This window comes from Haladaptatus ordinarius (assembly GCF_054177595.1).
Genome location: NZ_JBPEHH010000024.1, coordinates 41,026 through 62,243 on the forward strand (window position 1 = coordinate 41,026; position 21,218 = coordinate 62,243).

Annotated in this window: 22 protein-coding genes and 2 pseudogenes; 16 read left to right on the top strand and 8 right to left on the bottom strand. The window is 62.7% G+C overall.

What is annotated here, in order from left to right; genetic code table 11:
* Window positions 1–100: 100 nt before the first annotated feature.
* From ACR3FF_RS10845 to ACR3FF_RS10855, 3 genes are read left to right on the top strand one after another with little or no spacing between them, the layout of a single operon-like run.
* A complete protein-coding gene (locus ACR3FF_RS10845; protein ID WP_458188026.1) occupies window positions 101–835 on the top strand; it encodes a bacteriorhodopsin in 735 nt (244 codons plus the stop codon).
* Window positions 836–872: 37 nt separating this feature from the next.
* A complete protein-coding gene (locus tag ACR3FF_RS10850; RefSeq protein ID WP_458188027.1) occupies window positions 873–1,589 on the top strand; it encodes a lycopene cyclase domain-containing protein in 717 nt (238 codons plus the stop codon).
* A complete protein-coding gene (locus tag ACR3FF_RS10855; protein WP_458188028.1) occupies window positions 1,580–2,602 on the top strand; it encodes a Brp/Blh family beta-carotene 15,15'-dioxygenase in 1,023 nt (340 codons plus the stop codon). The genes ACR3FF_RS10850 and ACR3FF_RS10855 overlap by 10 nt, the downstream gene beginning before the upstream one ends.
* Window positions 2,603–2,668: 66 nt before the next feature.
* Here the strand turns inward: ACR3FF_RS10855 and ACR3FF_RS10860 are convergent, their stop codons facing one another.
* A complete protein-coding gene (locus ACR3FF_RS10860; RefSeq protein ID WP_458188029.1) occupies window positions 2,669–3,922 on the bottom strand; it encodes a tRNA (N(6)-L-threonylcarbamoyladenosine(37)-C(2))-methylthiotransferase in 1,254 nt (417 codons plus the stop codon).
* 442 nt (window positions 3,923–4,364) lie between these two features.
* Here ACR3FF_RS10860 and ACR3FF_RS10865 point away from each other — a divergent pair, with 442 nt between their 5' ends.
* A complete protein-coding gene (locus ACR3FF_RS10865) occupies window positions 4,365–5,096 on the top strand; it encodes a mechanosensitive ion channel family protein (protein WP_458188030.1) in 732 nt (243 codons plus the stop codon).
* Between the two features lie 26 nt (window positions 5,097–5,122).
* Here the strand turns inward: ACR3FF_RS10865 and deoC are convergent, their stop codons facing one another.
* From deoC to ACR3FF_RS27415, 3 genes and pseudogenes are all read right to left on the bottom strand, one after another.
* Window positions 5,123–5,758 (bottom strand): deoxyribose-phosphate aldolase, encoded by a 636-nt coding sequence (deoC, locus tag ACR3FF_RS10870; protein ID WP_458188031.1) that lies wholly within the window; start codon window positions 5,756–5,758, stop codon window positions 5,123–5,125.
* Window positions 5,759–5,793: 35 nt separating this feature from the next.
* A complete protein-coding gene (locus tag ACR3FF_RS10875; RefSeq protein ID WP_458188032.1) occupies window positions 5,794–6,219 on the bottom strand; it encodes a phosphate-starvation-inducible PsiE family protein in 426 nt (141 codons plus the stop codon).
* A gap of 60 nt (window positions 6,220–6,279) precedes the next feature.
* A pseudogene (locus ACR3FF_RS27415) lies at window positions 6,280–6,921 on the bottom strand (DUF7978 family protein).
* Between the two features lie 143 nt (window positions 6,922–7,064).
* On the opposite strand from ACR3FF_RS27415, the gene ACR3FF_RS10890 reads away from it, so the two are divergent.
* The 4 genes from ACR3FF_RS10890 to ACR3FF_RS10905 all read left to right on the top strand — a co-directional run bounded on the left by ACR3FF_RS10890 (window position 7,065) and on the right by ACR3FF_RS10905 (window position 10,445).
* Window positions 7,065–8,030 carry a ribose 1,5-bisphosphate isomerase gene (locus tag ACR3FF_RS10890; protein WP_458188035.1) on the top strand — a complete coding sequence of 322 codons (966 nt, stop codon included), beginning with the start codon at window positions 7,065–7,067 and terminating at the stop codon, window positions 8,028–8,030.
* Between the two features lie 127 nt (window positions 8,031–8,157).
* Window positions 8,158–8,598, top strand: coding sequence for a GNAT family N-acetyltransferase (locus tag ACR3FF_RS10895; RefSeq protein WP_458188036.1), 441 nt, complete (start codon window positions 8,158–8,160; stop codon window positions 8,596–8,598).
* Window positions 8,599–8,671: 73 nt separating this feature from the next.
* On the top strand, window positions 8,672–9,484 hold the full coding sequence (locus tag ACR3FF_RS10900) for a DUF63 family protein (protein WP_458188037.1): 813 nt from the start codon (window positions 8,672–8,674) through the stop codon (window positions 9,482–9,484).
* A gap of 73 nt (window positions 9,485–9,557) precedes the next feature.
* Window positions 9,558–10,445, top strand: coding sequence for an ATP-dependent ribose-1-phosphate kinase (locus ACR3FF_RS10905; RefSeq protein WP_458188038.1), 888 nt, complete (start codon window positions 9,558–9,560; stop codon window positions 10,443–10,445).
* On the opposite strand, the gene ACR3FF_RS10910 is transcribed toward ACR3FF_RS10905, so the two are convergent.
* Entirely contained in the window at window positions 10,442–10,783 is a 342-nt protein-coding gene (locus ACR3FF_RS10910) for a DUF7968 family protein (RefSeq protein WP_458188039.1), read from the bottom strand. The two genes, ACR3FF_RS10905 and ACR3FF_RS10910, sit on opposite strands and share 4 nt — an antisense overlap.
* Before the next feature lie 111 nt (window positions 10,784–10,894).
* Here ACR3FF_RS10910 and secF point away from each other — a divergent pair, with 111 nt between their 5' ends.
* The 4 genes from secF to ACR3FF_RS10930 all read left to right on the top strand — a co-directional run bounded on the left by secF (window position 10,895) and on the right by ACR3FF_RS10930 (window position 15,222).
* Complete coding sequence (gene secF / locus ACR3FF_RS10915; protein ID WP_458188040.1) at window positions 10,895–11,749, top strand: protein translocase subunit SecF; 855 nt, start codon at window positions 10,895–10,897, stop codon at window positions 11,747–11,749.
* On the top strand, window positions 11,746–13,305 hold the full coding sequence (locus ACR3FF_RS10920) for a preprotein translocase subunit SecD (RefSeq protein ID WP_458188041.1): 1,560 nt from the start codon (window positions 11,746–11,748) through the stop codon (window positions 13,303–13,305). The genes secF and ACR3FF_RS10920 overlap by 4 nt, the downstream gene beginning before the upstream one ends.
* 199 nt (window positions 13,306–13,504) lie before the next feature.
* A complete protein-coding gene (locus ACR3FF_RS10925; RefSeq protein ID WP_458188042.1) occupies window positions 13,505–14,032 on the top strand; it encodes an arsenate reductase/protein-tyrosine-phosphatase family protein in 528 nt (175 codons plus the stop codon).
* Window positions 14,029–15,222, top strand: coding sequence for a carboxylate--amine ligase (locus ACR3FF_RS10930; protein WP_458188043.1), 1,194 nt, complete (start codon window positions 14,029–14,031; stop codon window positions 15,220–15,222). The genes ACR3FF_RS10925 and ACR3FF_RS10930 overlap by 4 nt, the downstream gene beginning before the upstream one ends.
* Before the next feature lie 23 nt (window positions 15,223–15,245).
* Here the strand turns inward: ACR3FF_RS10930 and rnhB are convergent, their stop codons facing one another.
* The 3 genes from rnhB to ACR3FF_RS10945 all read right to left on the bottom strand — a co-directional run bounded on the left by rnhB (window position 15,246) and on the right by ACR3FF_RS10945 (window position 17,650).
* Complete coding sequence (gene rnhB / locus ACR3FF_RS10935) at window positions 15,246–15,884, bottom strand: ribonuclease HII (RefSeq protein WP_458188044.1); 639 nt, start codon at window positions 15,882–15,884, stop codon at window positions 15,246–15,248.
* Between the two features lie 126 nt (window positions 15,885–16,010).
* Entirely contained in the window at window positions 16,011–16,217 is a 207-nt protein-coding gene (locus tag ACR3FF_RS10940) for a hypothetical protein (protein WP_458188045.1), read from the bottom strand.
* Window positions 16,218–16,354: 137 nt separating this feature from the next.
* The gene (locus tag ACR3FF_RS10945) at window positions 16,355–17,650 is read right to left on the bottom strand and encodes a tRNA pseudouridine(54/55) synthase Pus10 (protein ID WP_458188046.1); all 1,296 of its coding nucleotides are present in this window, start codon (window positions 17,648–17,650) and stop codon (window positions 16,355–16,357) included.
* Between the two features lie 222 nt (window positions 17,651–17,872).
* Between ACR3FF_RS10945 and glmU the strand changes: the two genes are divergently transcribed.
* The 4 genes and pseudogenes from glmU to ACR3FF_RS10965 form a co-directional block, all read left to right on the top strand.
* Entirely contained in the window at window positions 17,873–19,069 is a 1,197-nt protein-coding gene (gene glmU, locus ACR3FF_RS10950) for a bifunctional sugar-1-phosphate nucleotidylyltransferase/acetyltransferase (protein ID WP_458188047.1), read from the top strand.
* A 266-nt stretch (window positions 19,070–19,335) separates the two neighbouring features.
* The gene (locus tag ACR3FF_RS10955; RefSeq protein ID WP_458188048.1) at window positions 19,336–20,247 is read left to right on the top strand and encodes a glycosyltransferase family 2 protein; all 912 of its coding nucleotides are present in this window, start codon (window positions 19,336–19,338) and stop codon (window positions 20,245–20,247) included.
* Between the two features lie 143 nt (window positions 20,248–20,390).
* Entirely contained in the window at window positions 20,391–20,996 is a 606-nt protein-coding gene (locus ACR3FF_RS10960; protein WP_458188049.1) for an SLC13 family permease, read from the top strand.
* Window positions 20,997–21,090: 94 nt separating this feature from the next.
* Window positions 21,091–21,218, top strand: a pseudogene (locus tag ACR3FF_RS10965) (RNA-guided endonuclease TnpB family protein); the annotation flags it as partial.

Below are 21,218 nucleotides of genomic sequence, written 5' to 3' on the forward strand. Positions count from 1 at the left end.
TTGAGCAAAAAGGCCGATACTAGTGGGGCTAAATCAAGAAATTGTTAGCCAGATATGATAAGAATGCTATAAGTGTGTCGCATCGTAACTCACAGATGTTATGTCGCAACCAGGTCAAGAAGCCATCTGGCTCTGGATTGGAACTATCGGAATGGCACTCGGGACGATCTACTTCATCGCACGGGGGTGGGGTGTCAGGGAGAAAGAACAGCAGGCGTTCTTCATCGTCACCGGATTCATTACCACGACGGCCTTCGCGTCGTATCTGGCGATGGCGACGGGATTCGGTCTCACTGAGGTGACGGTCGATGGCCGAACCCTCGACATCTACTGGGCGCGATACGCCGATTGGCTCATCACCACGCCACTGTTGCTACTCGACCTCGCGCTCCTCGCGCGTGCCGACCGAAACACGACCGGGACGCTCATCGGAATCGACGTGTTCATGATTGCCACCGGACTCATAGCGGCACTGACGACCGTGGCTTCGTTCCGTCTCCTCTGGTGGGGGGTTAGTTCCGGGGCGTTGTTGGTGCTTCTTTACTTCCTCGTCGGAACGCTCACGTCACAGGCGGCGACTCAGGACGAGTCCGTCAGCAGTCTGTTCTGGCGGCTTCGGAACCTGACCATCGGCCTGTGGGTGTTGTACCCCATCGTGTGGGTCGTCGGCACCGAGAGCACACTCTCGCTCCTCCCGCTATACTGGGAGACTGCAGCGTTCATGGTTCTCGACCTGGGTGCGAAGGTCGGCTTCGGATTCATCCTCCTCCGGAGCCGAAGCGTCCTCGCCGCGGCTCGCGAACCGACCGAACTACCCGAACGGGCACCCGCCTGATCCCCCTGTTCGAACCGCGTTTCGGCAGCAATCATCGATGAGTGTCCCACTTACGTACTTCCAGTTCCTGTCGGTGTTCGTCGTCCCGCTCCTCGTCGTCGTGGCCATCACGACGCCGAGACCACTCGCAGGTCGTGGACGAATCGCTGGTGTCGGAATCACGATTCTCGCACTCGTCGCGCTCGGCTACACCGTCCCGTGGGACAACTATCTCGTCGGACAGGACGTCTGGTGGTATGGCGAACAGACAGTCCGGTTCCGAATTTGGAACGCCCCCGTCGAGGAGTATCTTTTCATCCTGCTCCAATCCCTGCTGACGGGGCTCTGGGTTTCGCGCTTCGCAAACCCAGAAGACGACGAGTACGACGTTCGTGCCCACGTTCCGGGCGCAGGGGCGTGGATTCTCGTCGCACTCGCGGGGGCACTCTCGCTCCAGTATCCCCGCGGATACTATCTCGGTGCAATTTTGCTGTGGGCCGCGCCGGTGCTCGCAGTGCAGTGGGCCTACGGTGGTGGCTACCTCTGGGCGACGAAACGACGCTGGACCCTCGGTGTTCTCGCTCCGACGCTCTATCTCTGCATCTCGGACCGAATCGCGATCGAACTCGGCATCTGGCACATTTCACCGTCGCTCACGACGGGCGTGGCAGTCGGCGGACTCCCGATCGAGGAGGGGGCGTTCTTCCTCCTGACGAACCTCCTCCTGGTACAGGGGTTCGTCCTGTTTTTGAGGGTGACTGACCGATGGCGATAACGTCGATGGAGATTTCCCCCGCAGTTCGGGCCGCACTCGCACGCGTCGTGCGACCCTCGTGGCTGGTTCTCGGGTCGCTCACACTCGTCACGACCGTCGGTGTTTCGGTACCTGCTCGGTGGCGATACGTACCGTTGCTCGCGAGCGTCCTGTTGTTCGGTCTACCACACGGTGCTATCGACCACCTGGCGATTCCTCGCGCCAACCATCGCCCAGCGACGCCGCGGTCACTCGCTGGCGTCGGGACACTCTATCTCGTCCTCGGCGGCGCGTTCGTCGCAGCGTGGTTCGCCGTCCCCGTCTGGTCGTTCGTCGCGTTCGTTCTCCTCACGTGGTTCCACTGGGGACAAGGCGACCTCTACGTTCTGTCCGCGATGACACCGGACGTCCGATTGTCCCCCGTCCATCGTGTCCTTCTGGTCGTGGTTCGTGGCGGCCTCCCGATGCTCGTCCCACTGCTCGCGTTTCCTCGAATCTATCGGCACGTCGCAACGCTCCTCGTCGGAAACTTCCGAACGGGGGGCGTCGCCCACGTCGACTGGCTGTTTCGACCGGGAACGCGACTCGTTCTCGGCGTCGGATTTCTTCTGTTCGTGTTCGCAACGCTTGTTCTCGATTGGCGACGAAATCGACGACTGTGGCGACTCGACGCCATCGAAACCACGCTGCTCGCGGTCTACTTCGCGGCCGTGCCGCCGATTCTCGCGATCGGCGTCTACTTCTGCGTTTGGCACTCGCTTCGGCACATCGCTCGCATCGTCTGTCTGGACGAGGCGAGCGTTCGGGACCTCGCCGACGGCAACGTGCGGTCACCACTACGGCGATTCGTCTACGACGCAACACCGTTGACCGTCGGCGCACTGGTGCTACTGGCAGGAGTCGCAGTGGTGGTACCCGTCCCGCCGGAGACGGTGCCGGAAGCGGTCGGTCTCTATCTCGTCTTTATCGCAGGACTGACGCTCCCGCACGTCGTCGTCGTAACGCTCCTCGACAGAGAGCAAGGAATCTGGTGACTGGGTAGCGGTTCGTCGAGCTTTCGCGGTCATCTGTCGTCTCGACGGGGGAGATAGCTTTCTCCGTCAGACCGGTTCGCCGAATGCGTATACCGTCTGATGGCTCGTCACTTCGACGTCGAGGAAGTCGCCGGGTTCGATGCCGTGGTCGGAGGCGTTCTGCACGATGACCTGTCGGTACGCCTCGTCGCGGCACTTGACCGAATCGCCGGTTCCCTCTTCGACGACCATCACCCGCTTTTCGGTTCCGACCATCGCCTCGTAAGCGGCACCGACGACGTCCATCTTCAACTCGGACATCGCCTTCGAGCGTTCTTTTTTCACCGTGCCGTTCAATCCCTTCATCTTCGCGGCGTCCGTGTTCGGGCGCTTCGAGAACCGGGTGACGTTTATCTTCTCGGGGCGGGTCTCGCGCAGGAGCGCCATGCTCCGTTCGTGGTCCTCGTCGGTTTCGGTGGGAAAGCCGACGATGAAGTCGGTCGAGAGCGTCCAGTAGTCGAGATGCTCGTTGAACGTCTCGACGATGTCCACGTACTCGTCCACCTGATGCTGTCTGCGCATGTCGCCGAGCACGTCGTTCGACCCCGATTGTACCGGCGCGTGGATGAAGTTGTAGAGTTCGTCGTTTTCGGCGAACACCCGTGCCAGTTCGTCACGGATGCCGTGGACGCCCTTCGGATTCGCCATCCCGACGCGAACGCGGAACTCGCCGTCGATTTCGTTGCAGATGCGATCCAACAGGACGTGGAGTTTTCGTTCGCCCGTGTCCCACCCGTAGACGCCCGTGTCCTGTCCCGTGATTCGGAGCTCTTTCGCGCCCGCGTGGACTAACGCGCGAGCCTTCTCGACGTTCTCTTCCACCGAGGGGGAGTCGATTTTCCCCGTCGCGTGCTTTGTGATGCAGTACGAGCAATCGGACATACAACCGCGAGCGATGGGGAGGATACCGACCACTCCGTCCAGGACGGGTTCGACGCCCGGCCCCGGCGTCGGACACTCACCGTTCGTCACTGCCGTCGGAACGTCGTCCCAGTGGAGAATCTGAGCGTCGATGCCCTCGCTCTGGAACTCATCGCCCTGCGCGAGTGCCATACACCCCGTGATGATGAGGTCTGCCGTCTCCGTTTCGAGTTCTTTGGCCCGGTGAACCATGTTGCGCTCCGTCTTCTCGACGACGGTGCAGGTGTTCATGATGGCGACGTCCGCCTGCTTGAGTGTCTCGACAGGGTAGTGGCCCGCGTCGCGGAGCGCGGACTCTATCTGACGGCTCTCGCCGCGGTTCGAGGTACACCCGTACGTCTCGATGTGATACCGGGCCATTCGTGCGGGAGTTTCGGCTACGCGGCAAAAAGGGCGACGGTTGTACTCGGTGACGGACCCGCTTTCGGTGCGGAGGACGGCATTGGCGTGCGGTCGAGAGAGTCTCACGGTAGTGGCTGAGACGCTGTTCGCTCTGCGAACCGCTAGAGGAGTCGTCGATGCTGTACGCGCTCGAAGCCCCTGTGAAACGGTAGCTGATTTGGGGAGTTAATCGTTCGTGTCGATTTCGGGAAATCACCCGCTGTGGAGTTTGTACACGAACTTTTCGCCGCAAATTCAGTCGGTTTTTCTCTGTTGCCGACGCAGAAACTATATTCTTATTGTCACGTCGTTCATCCTTCGTTACCGCGTCGCCGGCCCGATTCAGGGGGTCAACAACAAACTAGCTGTAGTCCCTTTTTCCCAAGAACCCCGGGTGGCTCACGCCCGGAGGAGAACGACTATGACATACACGCAAACAGTACTACAGCTAGGCGGAGGACTTCCACAGTGGCTTCAAGACCCCATCGCGGGGCTCGTCGCGCTCTTGCCCCGACTGGTCGGCGCGGTCGTCATCCTGCTCATCGGGTGGGTTATCGGACGGGGTGTCGCGGCGGTCGTCCGTCGAGTCGCCGACCGGGTCGAACTCGACAGAATGGTGCTCGACACACCACTCGGACGAATGCTCGGCGGGACTGAGAGTGCGGTATCGAACGCCTTCGGCAAACTCGGAGGGTGGTTCGTCTACGCACTCGCCATCCTCGCAGCGGCGAACGTGCTGGCGATTCCGACTCTCTCCGAGTGGGTTGCCACCGCCGTCTCGTACCTCCCGGCGTTCGTCGCCGGACTGCTCGTCATCGTCCTCGGCTTCGTCGTCGCCGACTTCATCGGCGACGCCATCGAACGGACTCGTGCCGCGACCCAGACGGCGTACACGTCGTGGTTCGCCACCGGGACGCGCTTTTTCCTCTACTTCACCGCCCTCGTCATCGGTCTCGACACGATGGGCATCGAGGTGGGTATACTGTTCGTCTTCGCGAGGGCGCTCGCGTGGGGCCTCGCCGCCGCCATCGCTATCGGCGTCGGTGTCGCCTTCGGATGGGGTGGCAGAGACTACGTGGCTGGCCACATCGACGGCTGGATGAGCAGTGCCCGTGAGGGAACGCCGAGTCCGCAACCGGGTGACGACGACTAACGGTGGAGACGACCACCTGAAGGCGGCTATCCGTTGAAATCGTCCACGATTTCCACGCCGCTACTCGCCCCTATTCGCTCCGCACCAGCGTCGAGCATCGCTTTCGCCGTCTCGTAGTCTCCGATGCCACCGCTGGCCTTGACCGGGAGATACTCGGCCATCAGTTCGACGTCTTCGATTTCGGCACCGCCGTCGGCGAACCCGGTGGAAGTCTTGACGAACGCGGCGTCCGCTTCCTTCGCCAGTCGGCACGCATCGTGTTTCTCGTCGTCGGTCAGCAGTGCGGTCTCAACGATGACTTTCACGGGAATCGGAACGGCGGCGACGACCTCTTCGATGTCCGCTCGGACCGCGTTGTGTTCGCCCGCCTTCAGCCGCCCGACGTTGATGACCATGTCCAGTTCGTCCGCACCGTCGTCCCAGGCACCGACCGCTTCTTCGTGTTTGGCGTCGGTCGCGTGCTGGCCGTGCGGGAAGCCGACCACCGTGGCGAGCGTCACGTCGGGTGCGTGCTTGCTTGCCTCCGAAACGTAGCACGGTGGGATGCAGGCGTTCATCCCGTACTCGGCGGCTTCGTCCAGCACATGTCGTACGTCGGATGGCGTCGTCTCCGGCCCGAGCACCGTGTGGTCGATTTTTCCGGCGAGTTCTGCGTCGTTCATAGGGGGCAGATGTCGTCACCGGGTAAAAATCCCCGCTATCGACGCGACGAGACCAGCAAGACGAGCGCCAGACCGACGAGCAAGACCGCGTAGGCCGAGGCCGCGAGGAAGGCGTCGACGTACGTCGGGAAGTCGTCGGTTCGGAACGTGATGGCTTTCCGAACGAGTGCGATGATTGCGGCGTACACGACCGCCCTGACGACTTGCACCTCACCTTCCGATTCTACGTATGCGATGACCGTTCGAAAGATTTCGGCGACGATGAGCAAAAGCAGAAAGACGTCGAGGAGTTGGATGAGCGTTCGGGGGTCAGTGATTTGGCCAGACCGAACGAGGTCGACCGCGAGGACGCCGAAATCGACGAGACCGACGATGAACAGTCCGACCAGGAGGAAGGCGGCGACGAGTTCGGCGCCGCGCATCACCAACTCCGAGTACGCCACTGGGGCGTCGAAGTCCATAGGAGTCGTGCAACCGCGACGAACGTAGAAGTTCCGCCGGTTTTCGACCGCTCTTCGCTGTCACTCCTCGCCGAACGTCCGCACCGGTTCGGAAGCCTCGGTTCCTCGCCGGGCGTGGAGTGCGCCGAGTGCGCCGAACGCGACCGGGTAGACGAGTCCGCCGACGAAACTGCTCAGCAGCACGTCGGGCGCGAGTGCGACTCCCGACAGACGCACGGAGAAAAGCATCGACCCGACGACCATGAGCGGGAAGTAACCCAGCGCGATGGTGCTCTCCGAGAGCATCCACTGGCCGGTCGTCCGTGGTTAGCCTTCCCCGACCGCGAGTCTCCCCGCGAGTACCAACAGCACCGGTGGAACGAGAAAGAGGATGGACAGTGCCCCATCGGCAGCCCCCACGACGTTGCGCGACACCGGTGGTAGTCGTGCTATCTCGCATGGAACGGTCACCGGAACGAGGTGGGCGTTGTGGAACAGCCGGCCAGCCCCTTTCCAGGTCGGCACTGCCGCCCCCTCCAGCAGTTCCGCGAGCGTCGTCGATTTACTCACGAGCAGTGGAATCTCCGTCGCCGCCGTCGCATTCGTGAGCCGCGTCGCAGCGAACGGAAGCGTGAGCACGTATCCCACGAGGTACGCGCCAGCACCCCAGAGGCTCTTTTTCCCGCCGGGGTATCGGACGCTGGTGTTTCGTTCGACGGTCATCGACGATATAATTCACTCTGGTTGACATATTTCTATCGTATCTCGTCGGTATATCTTCGTCCGCCCCGTCTTTCGAGTGTCGCCGTGCGTCCCGACCCCCTCACCCCACGACTATTTTTACCGCTTCCCGTCTATCGTGGTGTATGGAACGACCAGACCTCCACCCCGCGATCACCGACGTCTCGGCGGACATCGCAGAGATGGAGATTCGCGGCGCGGCGACCATCGCGGACGCCGCAGCGGCGGCCCTCGGGGAACAAGCGACGGCGAGCGACGCCGAATCGCCGGAGGCCTTCCGGGCCGAGATTCGCGCTGCCGCCCGAAAACTTCACGAAACCCGCCCGACTGCGGTGAGCCTCCCGAACGCACTCCGGTACGTTCTCCGAGGGATGGCGGGCAACAGCGTCGACGAACTCCGCGAGAGCGTCTTGGCGAGCGTTGAGGAGTTCCGTCGTGAACTCGGCCAGGCGCAAGCCAACCTCGGACAGATCGGCGCGAACCGTCTCCGCGACGGCGACACCATCATGACCCACTGTCACTCGACGGATGCACTCTCCTGCGTTCGTCACGCGCTGGACGACGGCAAGGATATCAATGCCATCGTCAAGGAGACCCGCCCTCGAAAGCAGGGACACATCACTGCCAGACAACTGCGCGAGTGGGGCGTTCCCGTCACGCTCGTCGTGGACAACGCGGCCCGCCGATACCTCAACGACGCGGACCACGTGCTCGTCGGTGCGGACTCCATCGCCGCTGACGGGAGCGTCATTAACAAAATCGGAACCTCCGGCCTGGCGGTCAACGCCCGCGAACGCGGCGTCCCCATCATGGTCGCGGCACAGACCCTGAAACTCCATCCCGGGACGATGACGGGCCACACCGTCGAGATAGAGATGCGCGACGAACGCGAGATACTGCCGGACGAAGAACGCTCGGAAGTGGGCGACGTGACCGTCGAGAATCCGGCGTTCGACGTGACCCCGCCACGGTACGTCGACGCCATCGTCACCGAACGAGGGCAGTTCCCGCCCGAGAGCATCGTTACCCTGATGCGTGAACTGTTCGGCGACCAGCAGGGCGGCGAACCGTGGGACGAGAAGGTGGCGTGAGGACGGCCGGCCCGGGGAACTGACTCGGATTCTCCCGTCGAATTGGTCGCTTCAGGTTACCGCCCTGACCTCACGCGACGCACCCTCCGTCCGAACCTTCTTGGCTATCCTATTCGAACGTTGACACATGACTGCCGTCGAGTACGGGGCGACTGCCGAGGAGTTGCTCGAGCTGTACCGGGAGTACGAGTGGTGGGCAGACCGCGACGAGTCCGACGTTCGCCGCGCCCTTCGAAACACGGACGAGGTCGTCCTCCTCCGTGACGGACACGAAGACGGTGTAGGCGAACCTATCGCCGCCGCCCGGATTCTCACCGACTACGTCTACTACGCGATGGTCTACGACGTCATCGTCGCGGCTGACCATCGTGGTCAGGGAATCGGACAGGAGCTCCTGACCGCCGTCCGCGAGCACCCTCGCTTGCAGGAGGTCTCCCCGTCGTTGTTGGCCCGCGAAGGGCTGGTTCCCTTCTACGAGACCTGTGGGTTCGACGTGGCGGACCAGGCGGTCGACCACCCGGACGGCGAACCCGAACCGCTGGTCTGGATGGTACACAGTCGGGAGTAGGCGCGACACCGGGTCGCACGCCGACAGCGGGTAGACCGCAAACCTTTCGACACTTCCGTTCGCGTGTCGTGGTATGGTACTGCCGGAAGGGTTCACACTCCCGTCTTTGGCCTATCTTCTTCCACTTTTACTGGCGGTCGGTCTCGTCGGGTGGTTGCTTTGGCGTGCTGAACCGGCCATCTCGGAACGCACCGTGGTCGCGCTGGCACCGTGGATGGTCGTCGGTGCCGGACTGCACGCACTCTACCAGGTTCGAACGATTCCCGAGAGCGTGGCTCCCTTGTTCGGAACGCCCTCGGTGTATCTCACGACGTTCGTCGTCGCTGGCGTCGTCTGGTTGCTCGCACTCTACCGACTTCGGGCACCGAGTCCACGAGTCCTCGCCGGCGTGGGTTCCGTCGGCGTCGCACTCGTGGTTCTCGTGGCGTTCGGATACGGCATCCAAAACGACAGTCTCCGGCTTTTCTGGCCGTTCGTGGCACTCGTCGTGGCGGTTTTGCTGACCGGCGTCCTCTGGATTGCGACGCAGTATTTCTCCCCGGACGCAGCGGTCATCACCGGTGCAGTCGGGGCACTCACTCTGTTCGGTCACGCGCTCGATTCGGTCTCGACTGCCGTCGGCATCGACGTTCTAAACTTCGGCGAACGAACACCTATCTCGCGGGCCATCCTCGAATTCGCCGAGGTGCTTCCGACGGCCGACGTCATCGGCGTCGGCTGGTTGTTCGTGCTCGTGAAACTCGCCATCGCGGAGTTCGTCGTCCTGTTGTTCGCCGATTACGTCGCCACCGAACCGGCGGAGGGCTACTTCCTGCTCGGTGTGGTCGCCGCCGTCGGATTGGGGCCGGGCGCACACAACCTCCTGTTGTTCGCCATCACGGGCTGATTCCTCAGGACTTTTTATCGCCGGTAACTTACTGCAGCGGTATGCCGCCCGCGAACCGCTCTGGGAGACTGCTATGGTCCGAGTCGTAACCGCCGGACACGTCAACTGGGACGTGACCCTCCGCGTGGACTCCTTGCCGGACCCCGACGGTGAGGCGCGTATCACGTCTCAGCGACGGTCCGGCGGCGGAAGCGCCGCGAACGTCTCCGTCGCCCTCGCTCGAATGGACGTGCAGACGGGTCTCGTCGGAAGCGTCGGCGCGGACGAACAGGGGTTACTCGTCCAGCGAGAACTGGACACCGAGGGGGTCGACTGTAGCCACGTCATCGAAGTCGAGAGCGTCGAGACGACGACGAAGTACCTCATCGTGGACGAACGAGGCGAGGTGATGGTGCTCGGGAACGAAGGGGCGAACGAGGCCGTCACGCCGGACGACGTGGACGGCGAGTACGTAACGCGGGCAGACCACCTCCACCTCACCAGCCAGCGCCCCGACACGGCGGCGAAACTCGCGGAGGTCGCGACCGAAGCGGGGACGACGGTCAGTTTCGACCCCGGTCGCCGCCTCGCGGAGCGAAACTTCTCGCAGGCGCTCGCCTACTCCGACATCGTCTTCCTGAACGACCGCGAGGCCGCGACGCTCCTAGACGAGGATCTAGAACACCCGTGTTCGGAACTACACGGCCGCGTCGTCGTCATCAAACACGGACGTAACGGTGCACGCGTGGACACGAAGACGGGCGCGTACACGCATCCGGGATTCGGCGTCGAATCGGTGGACTCGACCGGGGCAGGTGACGCTTTCGCCGCCGGATTCATCGCCACCATCCTCGAAACGACCGATTACGAACGCGCACTGGAGTTCGCCAACGCCTGTGGCGCGCTGGCGTCGATGGCGGTTGGAGCGCGTAGCGCACCGACTCGGGAGCAAGTCGAGGCGTTTCTCGACGACCAGTTTTAAACTTCGTTCGGGCCGTCGGCGCTCTGGACCTGCCATCCGCCTCTGATACCACAGGCCTCGCGCACTTCGTAGACTATCTCGGTGTCCGGCCCCATCCGGTCGCCGCCTTCGACGCGCTCGATGCGGAGCGGGACGTCCAGCGTACTGCCACAGCAGCCGACGCCGACGAACTCTTCCCACTGTTCTCCCTCGCGGACGCGTCCCCTCGTCTTTCGGAGGTACGCCCTGAACGGGCTTCCCTCTACCTGGAATCGTCCCCAGTCGCTCAGGTCTTCGGGATACGAGACGACGACGCGGGTCGCGGCTTGGCCCTCTGTGACGGCTTCTTCGGTCGCCATAGTTACCGGTAGGGACGCGAGCCGTTTATGTATTCCCGCGCGGTTTCGAACGACACGTTGGGCCACAGTAATTAAGAAGGCTTATTCAGGGGCATCACGCACCCAACGACCATGGTAGAGTTTGAAGTACCGGAGGTCGATTACACCCGGTACTCGAACCGGCAACTCGCGGCGGTGCCGCTCGTGGTCCTCGTGTTGGCCCTCCTCGTCCTCGCGGGATGGTGGTTGACCACTGGCGCGCCAGTGACGCCCGGTATCGAGTTCACGGGCGGAACCGAGATGCGAATCCAGACGACCGCACCACAATCTCAGATCGAGTCGACGCTCGACCCCGTCTCGGTCACCCCCGCGCAGTCTGCCGAGAACGTCTACATCGTGACGTTCCAGGAGACGCAAACGAATGCGCTCGAATCGCAGGCCCAACAGGCGGGCTACGACGTCCTCTCGGTGCAGAGTACGTCTCCGAGCTTCGGTGACGATTCCCAGCAACTCGCACTGTACGGCCTCGTCGCCGCGTTCGCGGGCATGAGCATCCTCGTTTTCCTCATGTTCCGGACCTTCGTCCCCTCCATCGCCGTCGTCATCTCGGCGTTCAGTGACATCGTGATTCCACTCGCGCTGATGAACGTCTTCGGTATCAAACTCTCGCTGGGAACGGTGGCCGCCCTCCTGATGCTCATCGGTTACAGCGTGGACTCCGACATCCTGCTCAACAACCACGTCCTGCGACGGTCGGGTGGTTTCTACGAGAGCACGTATCGTGCGATGCGGACCGGTGTGACGATGACGCTCACGTCCCTCTCCGCGATGTCGGTGATGGCTCTCGTGGCGTTCATCTTCGGCGTCGACCTGCTCACGTCCATCGGTATCGTGCTCGTGATGGGACTGGCGACCGACCTGATGAACACGTACATGCTCAATCTGAGTCTCCTCCGCTGGTACAAGTTCGAGGGGGTGGCACGATGAACGTCCGAGACCAGTGGCGCGTCGGCCTCCTCGTTCTCCTCCTCATCGGGAGCACGTTCGCTCTGTTCGTCCCGCAGGGAACCGTGGGCGGAAGTCCGGACAACGGCACCCTCACCACGAGCGACGGGCCGACGAACTTGAAATACGGGCTCGAACTCGCAGGCGGGACGCGCATCCGCGCCCCCATCGAGGGCGTCACTGCAGAGAAGGTGACCGTCCCGCGCGGCATGGGCGACGCCAGCGTCCAGAAGGCCGTCGCCGGAAACGTCTCCGGGGTCGCACAACAGGACGTGATGATTCGCCGGAGCCAGTCGGGGACGACCATCGAGGTGTTCGCGGAGAACGTGACGACGAACCAGTTGCAATCGGCGCTCGACACGGTCGGAATCGACTACGACACCGTCCGGGAGGGTGTGACCGCACAGACCCGCACCGAAATCGTTCGCACGCTCAGCGACAAGATTTCGAGGGCAGGACTCGCCGGCGGGCGCGTCCAGCAGGTCGAGACCGCGACCGGCCAGCACTTCATCCAGGTCGAGATGCCGAACGCGAACCAGTCCGAGATGCAACAACTGGTCACTGAACGCGGCCAGGTGACCGTCCTCGCCCACTATCCGACCGGCAACGGGTCGTACGAGAACACGACGATACTCACCCAGCAGTCGTTTACCACCGTCGGGCAAGCACAGCAAGACCCCAACGGTCAGACGTCCGTCTCCGTGACGCTCACCGACTCGGCCGCTGACAGATTCGTCCGCGTGATGAACGAGAAGGGATTCACGAGCGACGAGGGGATACAGGCTTGTCAGTACCCGCAAACGAACGCGAGCGAGGGCGGTTACTGTCTGTACACCGTCGTCGACGGTCGCGTCGTCTACGGTGCGTCGATGGGTTCGGACCTGGCCCCGCAGATAGCGAACGGTCAGTTCAAACAGCAACCGACGTTCAGGATGCTGACGACGAACATGTCCGAGGCCCGCCGCCTCCAGATTAACCTGCGCGCCGGTGCGCTTCCGGCGGCTCTCGACACGCAGGCGGGAACGACGACCTACCTCGCGCCGAGTCTCGCGACCGAGTTCAAGACCTACTCGCTCGTCGCGGGTCTTGCGGCCGTGTTCGCAATGAGTGGCACCGTCTTCGTCCGCTACGGCAAGCGGGAAGTCGCACTGCCGATGATCGTCACCGCGCTCTCCGAGGTCGCCATCCTGCTCGGGTTCGCCGCCGCAGTGCAGTTACCGCTCGACCTCTCGCACATCGCGGGATTCATCGCGGTCATCGGGACCGGGGTGGACGACCTCATCATCATCGCCGACGAAGTGATGAGCGAGGGCGACGTGAACTCCTCGCGGGTCTTCCAGTCGCGGTTCCGCAAGGCGTTCTGGGTCATCGGAGCGGCCGCCGCGACGACCATCATCGCCATGAGTCCGCTGGCGGTGCTCTCGCTCGGCGACCTGCAAGGGTTCGCCATCATCACCATCCTCGGCGTGCTCATCGGTGTGCTCGTCACGCGCCCGGCCTACGGTGACATCCTGCGCTACCTGCTCACCGACAAGTAACCGCCGTTCTCTCTCGCTTCTCTCACCGCTCTCTCCGTTCGCTCGTCAGGCCGGTTCACGTCGACCAGTACTTCCCGCCTACGCATCCCGTAGGCATCGTCTACTCTCGCAACGGTGTCGTGCCTATAACAGCGCCTGCGTCGAATCGCGGACGATGCTACACCACCTCCGACAGGGTAGACGGAGATTCTCCGTGGAGATGGAGCGGCTTCGCCTCCGGCCGGGTGCCCGTCCGCGGGACCCCCAGACCGCGGTTCGTCGACTTCCGCCGGAACCGGCAGTGACCTTCCTCTGTCTGGGAAATATCTGCCGCAGTCCGCTCGCCGAACGATATTTCAACGCCCGACTGGCGGACACGGACTACGACTGTGCGACCGTTCGGTCGGCCGGCTTCATTGAGAAAGAAGGACGGACGAGTCCGGACACGGCGGTGTCGGTCGCCGGCGAGTTCGGCGTCGACCTGACCGACCATCGGTCACAGTGCGTCGACGAAACCCTCCTCCGTGAGAGCGACCTCGTCTTGCTCATGGACGCGTGGAACTACTGGCATCTGAAGGGTGGCTACGGGGAGCAACTCGACAAGGCCTACTTCCTCAAGTCGTTCGACGCGAGTGACGGTTTCGAAATCGAAGACCCCTACGACGCGGACGAATCGACCTTTCGACGCGTCTACAGCGAGGTAACTGTGGCCGTGGACAGTCTCGTCGCGACGCTGGAGGACGGATGAGCGTCGTCGTTCCCGCCATCTCGGCCGGCAGTAGCCTCGCCTGTGCCCGGTCGCTCGGCCGACGCGACATCTCCGTCGTCGCCGCCTCGGAATCGGATTCGCCTCCCGCGTTCGCGTCGAAGTACGTCACCGAAATCGCGCGTCTTCCGGCCCCCACGGACGACGTCACCGGCTACCGAGACGGCCTGTTGGCGCTCGCGGAACGACCGGACGTAGAGACCATCGTCCCGCTCCGGGAACCCGAAAGCTACGTCCTCTCGAAGTACCGCAACTCCTTCGCGGAACATGTCGCCGCGCCGTGGCCCGATTTCGAGACGATGTCGTCGGCGCGCGACCGCCACCGACTGTTCGAGCGAGCGGACGAAGTGGGGATACCGGCACCGGAGACGCGACTGCTCTCGGCGTGGGACGACTGGGAGGACGAGACGGTCGTCAAATCACGCTACACCGTGCTCGTGCGAGACGGTCGAACCGCGTACCCCGGCGTCCGGTTCGTCTCCGGCGAACCCGACACCGACCGACTCACTCGGGAGATGGGCCACGAACCAATCGTCCAGGAGTGTCTCCCCGACGGCTCTGAGTACGGTTTCTTCGCCCTCTACGACCACGGCGAACCGGTCGTCACCTTCCAGCACCGTCGACGCAGAAGCTACACCTACTCGGGCGGTGCAAGCGTCTTCCGGGAGTCGGTGTCGATTCCGGAACTCCGCGAACAAGGGATTCGACTGCTGTCGGCGCTCGACTGGCACGGGCCCGCGATGGTGGAGTTCCGACGCGACCCGCGCGACGGGCAGTTCAAACTGCTCGAAGTGAACCCGCGATTCTGGGGGTCGCTCCAGCTCGCCGTCCACGCTGGCGTCGACTTTCCTCATCGCTACTACCAACTCGCCTGCGGAATCACGGAACCGGACACGGGCTACGAAACCGGCGTCGGGAGTCACGTGCTGCGCGGCGAACTCGTCTACCTCCTCAGCCTCCTTCGGGACGACTACGACCACGTCGAACGCCCGTCGATTCCAGCGGCGACGGCGCGAGTGCTCGCGTCACTCCTCACCGAGCGGAACTTCGATTACCTCTCGCTGGACGACCCGAAACCGTTCGTTCGGGACGTGGCGAACCTCGTCGGTCAGATGACTCCGGCGAAATCGGCTCCCGTGAAGCGCGCCGTGTCGGCGCTGGTCGGGAAATAAACGAAGCGCAACTTGTCGAACGCCTAGAATTGGTCGAGCGCGGATTGTTCGCGGGCCGCCAGCACGTCCTTGCTCGTTTGCCACGAAGCGCGGGCACAGTCCGGCACGTCGCCGTGTACTTCGACGTACTCACGGAGGAACCGCCGGGTCTTCGGATCGCTCGGGTAACCACTGCCCACCGACCCGTGTTTCTCGGCGAGACGGGCGACATGTGCGTCTCGTTCGACCTTGGCGACGATGCTCGCCGCGCCGACGATGGCGTGGGACTCGTCCGCGCCGTGTTCTGCCGTAATCTCGACCGTAGCTTCGACTCCTTCGGTGACTCGACGGGCGAATCGGGACTCGCTGGTGTCGCCCGCGTCCACGATGCCCGCTGTTCCGTCGGTTGCGACCTGCGAGATAGCTTCGGCGTGGGCCGCGACGGTCAGGCTGTTCATGTCCGTCTCCGGATGGTCGATTCGCTCGCTCGTGATTTCGGCGACACCGACCCGAACCGCGTCGTTTCCGCGAATCGTCGCCGTGAGTTCTTCGCGGCGCTCCGGCGTGAGGTTCTTCGAGTCGTCGATTCCCTGCGGGAGCGTCGCGGGGTCGTCCACCGCGACTGCGGCGGCGAACATCGACCCCAACACCGGTCCCTTTCCCGCTTCGTCTGCGCCGAACACGCTCGACAGAACACGCCCCCGGCACAAGGCCGTTACTGATTCACCTGCGAAAGGGACACTCGAACGGTCACGGAGCGAGCGCCCCTCGACTGTGTGCCGCAGGACGGAAAATCGGGGACGTGGCGTTCAGTCTTCCGCGTAGAAGACGGTTCGCCGACACTCGGGACAGACGTATGGAACCGGCGTGAGTATCTCGTCAGCTCGGATGCTACTGAGAAAGCCCTCCTTCGGCCCCTCGGAGACGATTTTGATGTCTCCCATCGCGTCGGTTCCGCTGAGTTTCATCTGGTCCATCGTCTCGTCGCAGCCGGGACACGTTCGTTCAGACGACATACATGTGTCCCAGCCGTCAGTCATCATAGCTCTGTTGACTCGTCCGGTGTCCGTTCCCTGTCGGGAATCCGACTCTCGAACTTCACTCCGCCCTCTCGGCCCGTTCCAGCGACCGTCGGGGAAACGTGGGAGAAAACTCACTCCCGGAGATATTCAGGCAGGTCGAACGCCTCGTCTTCACCCTCCACAGCGACGACGTCCAGTGCGGTCACGTCGGCGATGACGCCGAGCAAGCCCGCCAAACTCGGTTCGGTTCGTCCCTCGTCGCCACTGACGAGTTCCTTGATGTAGAGGCCACCCGCGCCGTGAATTCCGATTTCGGCGTGGGTCGAGTCTTCGAGGTGGCCGTCGATGTCGTACACCTGGCGGACGCGAGTGCGATTCGCCCGTCGGTGGTCGACGCGGTTCGGCGTGAACTGCTCGATGGTCGCGCCGTCGAGTTCCTCGATGGCGGCGCTGAGGGCCGCTTCCGCGACGGGTTCGCCGAACTCGACCTGTGCTCGGTAGGTCTTGCTCGCGTCGTGTTCTTTCACCCGTTCGACCATCTCGTGGGTGGCGAGGCGAAGGCCATCGACTTCGGCCTTTCCGGCCGCGAACTCGTTGATTTCCGCTTCGAGGGCGGTGGTGTCGGGGGTTCGCCGTCTGGGCTTTTTCACTTCGATGACGAACGGTCGTCCCGTCCCGAGCATCAGGGCATCCACGTCCTCGCGGCCCGCGCCGTGGAAGATGGCTTCCTCGCCGTCCATCGCGTCGAGGACGGGCGGCGTCGTGAGCTGTTCGACGCTCTCGTCGTAGAGGTAGCCACTACCGCCACAGTAGTCACACGCTTCTTCGCCGCCGCCCTCGGCGAGTTGTTTCCCCGACCCGCCACACTCACGGCAAGGCCACTCCGTCTGTGGGATGTCACGCTCCAGTTTCCGGTAGCGGCCGAAGACGAAGGCGGGGTTGATCTGCACGTCGACGTCGCCGCGTTCGAGGTTCAGGAGTGCGAGCACGTCCGGACGTTCGAAATCGACTTCGGTGCCGGTGAGTCGCCCGACGCGCTTGCCGACCTCGCGGTTGTACTCCGATTTGAATCGCTCGCCCGCGTCATCGGGCAGGTCGGCCAACTCGCGCAACAGTGATTCGTTCTCCTCGACGAGTGGCGGTGTACGCGTGCCGACCTGGTACGTCTCGAACTGGATGCCCGAGAGGGCGTCTGTGACCTGTTCGGCGTACGTCTCGAACTCGTCGGTGAGACTCTCGCAGACCCAACACTCCTCGCCCGGTTCCTCGAAATCCTCGTCGTCTTCGAGCGCAACTGCGACTCTGAGTGCGTGGCCTCGCTCGGCGTTCGTCAGCCCGAAACTGCGGTCGGCGAACTGCCGACCGAGACAGGCATCGCACACCGGGTCTTCCTCGATGACCCGTCGTGCCGCGGAAAGTACGTCCATATCCCATCCGTGGGTGTCGGGTGGTAAACCGGTTTCCGATTCGGTCGAAACGACCCTCGATGGCGAGACAAATCGATTTCTTCCAAGGACGGTCTCAACGACCGCGCGAACGCGAGCGGCCCGTTCGACGCCGCAGACAACACTCGATATGTCCGGAGTAGGCACGCCCTGTTCTCTCGACTATCCCGAACGCTAAAATCGGAGGTCGTCGACAGAGACTCCATGACCGTCAGTTCTGCTGTCGTGTTGGCCGCCGGGGAGGGAACGAGACTCCGACCGCTCACCCGCAATCGTCCGAAACCGATGCTCCCCGCGACGACGCGTCCGGTGCTCGAACACGTCCTCGACGCACTCGTGGGTGCGGGCATCACCCACCTTCACCTCGTCGTCGGCTATCGAGGTGACCGCGTGCGTGACCACTTCGGTTCGACCTACCGCGGGGTTTCTATCTCCTACGTCGAACAGGAGAAACAACTCGGCAGCGGACACGCCCTGTTTACGGCCCGCGACGACGTGGACGACGCTTTCCTCGTGGTCAACGGCGACCAGATAATCGATACGCAGATGGTCGCCGACGTGCGCGAGGCGTTCGAGCGCGACTACCCGGCGGCGACCCTCGCGGTCATCGATCGTACAGACGTGGCGGAGTACGGTGCGGTGGTGATGGACGGCGACCGCGTGGAGAAAATCGTGGAAAAACCGACGTCGAACGAGTATCGTATGCTCAACGCGGGCGTCTACGCCTTCGACCAGCGAATCTTCGACGCCATCGAGACGACGCCGAGCATGGCGGGGGAGTTGGCGCTGACCGACACGCTCACACGTCTCATCGATTCGGACGTGGTGGTTCGGGGCGTCGTCACGGACGGTCTCTGGGTGGATGCGACCTTCCCGTGGGACGTACTCGACGTGGCCCGCGAACTGCTCGTTCGCGGTCGAATCGCCGAACTCCAGCGCGGCGACCGACGCTGGGTCGCAGACTCCGCCCGCGTCCACGATTCGGCGGTACTCCGACCGCCGGTCGTCGTCGGGGACGACTGCGACGTTCAGCCTGGCGCGGTCGTCGGTCCGTACGTCTCGCTCGGACAGAACACGACAGTCGGCGCGAACGCTGTCGTCCAGCAGTCGGTGCTCGACAGCGACACGACCGTCGGCGCGAACGCTACGCTCGTCGATTGTGTGACGGGTCAGAGCGTCTCGCTCGGCGCCGGAACCACGATTCCGGGCGGGCCTGCCGACGTGCGCGTGAACGGGACCATCTACGAAGACCAGCAACTCGGGACGCTGCTCGCAGACCGGGTTCACGTCGCGGGTAACGCGAGTTTCGCACCCGGAACGCTCGTCGGTCCCGAGGCACGTATCGACGCCGGTGTGTCAGTCGAGGGGATGGTCGAAGAGCGAGCGACGGTGGTTCGTTGATCACGAACGTACCACAATTTTTATTGATAATTCTACTGTAAAACAACGCACGATCGACTCGAATCCGGCGAGAACGCGTCACAGCGGACGGAGTCTCTCCGGAACACAGTCCTAAAGCCAGCCATCGAGCGAAAATTTCAGACTACGTGAAACTATGGTGACTACATCGGGACAGAAGGCATCGACTGCGAGAGCGGCGATAATGACAGACAACGTAAGTCTGGGGAACCGAAGGGGATATAAGCGTGCTAGAACAGTGTGACGATATGGCTTCCGAGCGGTCGTTTGTCTCTGTAATCATCCCTGTCTACAACGACCCCAGGGGAATCCGGATGACTCTCGACGCAGTCACGAACCAGATGTATCCACACGAGTCGTACGAAGTGCTCGTCGTCGATAACGGTTCGACCGACAACACCAGAGACGTCATTCGAAAGTACTGTGACCGGTACCCCGACCTCGTGACCATGCTGGTCGAGGACGAAGTACAGGGGCCTGCGGCCGCGCGAAACGAAGCAATCGACCAGGCGAACGGGTCGCTTATGGCGTTCATCGACGCCGACATGACCGTCGAGAACACGTGGCTCGAAGATGCCGTCGCCTCCATGGAGTCCAACGATTGGGATTACATGGGATGTGACGTCGAAATCTACATCGAGGACGGCGAGGACACGCTCACCGCAACGTACAACCAGATTTTCGGCTTCCCGATACGGAAGTACATCGAAGAACAGCAGTTCTCCGGCACCGGATGTCTCGTCGTCCGAAGCGAGGTGTTCGACGAAGTCGGCGATTTCGACGAACGACTCTTCTCGGGCGAGGACCAGGAGTTCGGCAACCGCGTGTACGACGCGGGATTCGGCCAGCATTTTCAACCCGCCATCACGATGTATCACCCCGCTCGTTCCTCGCTCCCCTCGCTCCTCAAAAAGCACTTCCGCCTGGGCCGTGGTCGGGCACAGATGCAGCGATATCACCCAGAGCGCGTCGAGAAACCGAGCGTCTTGAACCCACGCAACTATCTTCCACCCCATCCGACCCGATTCTACAAGCGCGTGACCGGCGCGGCGTCGCTCTCGTGGCACGAGGTGCTGTTGCTCTATCTCATCGCATACATGAAGCGGCTTTCTGCGACTGCTGGGTGGGCCTACGAGCACTTCGGGGAAGACGAGAACTGACCGAATCCGGCCTCTCGTCCGTGGCGAGTGGATTTCTATCGTCGCCGCCGACCGTACTCTCACGTCGGACCATCGATTGAATGAAATAGTTCCACGAGCGTTCTCCGTCGATAGCAGTACCACTCTCGTCCGAACTGCTCGTCGTGTTCGGCCTTATCCTCGTCGGGTTGGTGCTGTTCGCCACGGAGTACGTCTCTCCCGACATTACCGCCCTCTCTATTCTCGTCGCACTCGTGATTCTCGAATCGTGGACTGGTATCGGGGTCGAGGACGCGTTCGTCGGTTTTTCCAACCCTGCCACGGTCACCGTCGCTGCGATGTACATGCTGAGCGAGGGTGTCCGCCGAACGGGCGTCGTTCGACGACTCGGGGCGACGGTCTCTCGAATCGCCCGCGGGAGCAAACAGCGATTGCTCGGGACGGTACTCGCACTCACGGGGACGATGGCTGGTATCGTCAACAACACCCCCGTCGTCGCCGTGTTCATCCCGATGGTGAACGACCTCGCGGATACGAACCACGTTTCTCCCTCTAAACTGTTGATTCCGCTCTCGTACACCGCGATGCTCGGCGGAACGCTGACGATCGTCGGCAGTTCGACGAACCTGCTCGCGAGCACTCTCTCTGCACGCCTGCTCGACCATCCGTTCTCTATGTTCGAGTTCACCAGCCTGGGACTGCTCGGACTCGTCGTCGGTGTCGCCTATCTGTCTGTTAGGAGAGAATCCCGCCGTTTACGGCGGGAGTGAATCCGACAACTCCTCCAGAGTCCACCGCCGATGGCAGGCCGGATATTCAGCGTAAATCTGTATCATTAAGTAGGTTTGTCTACATAGCCTATGCATGGCGATTCAGGTCACTCGCAGCTACGTTGCGTCCATACGGAACCAGCAACAGGTCAAGGGTGACTTGGACTCGCTCGGGTTTGCCGCCTCGAAACTCTGGAACATCGCACGCTGGACGTGCGACCG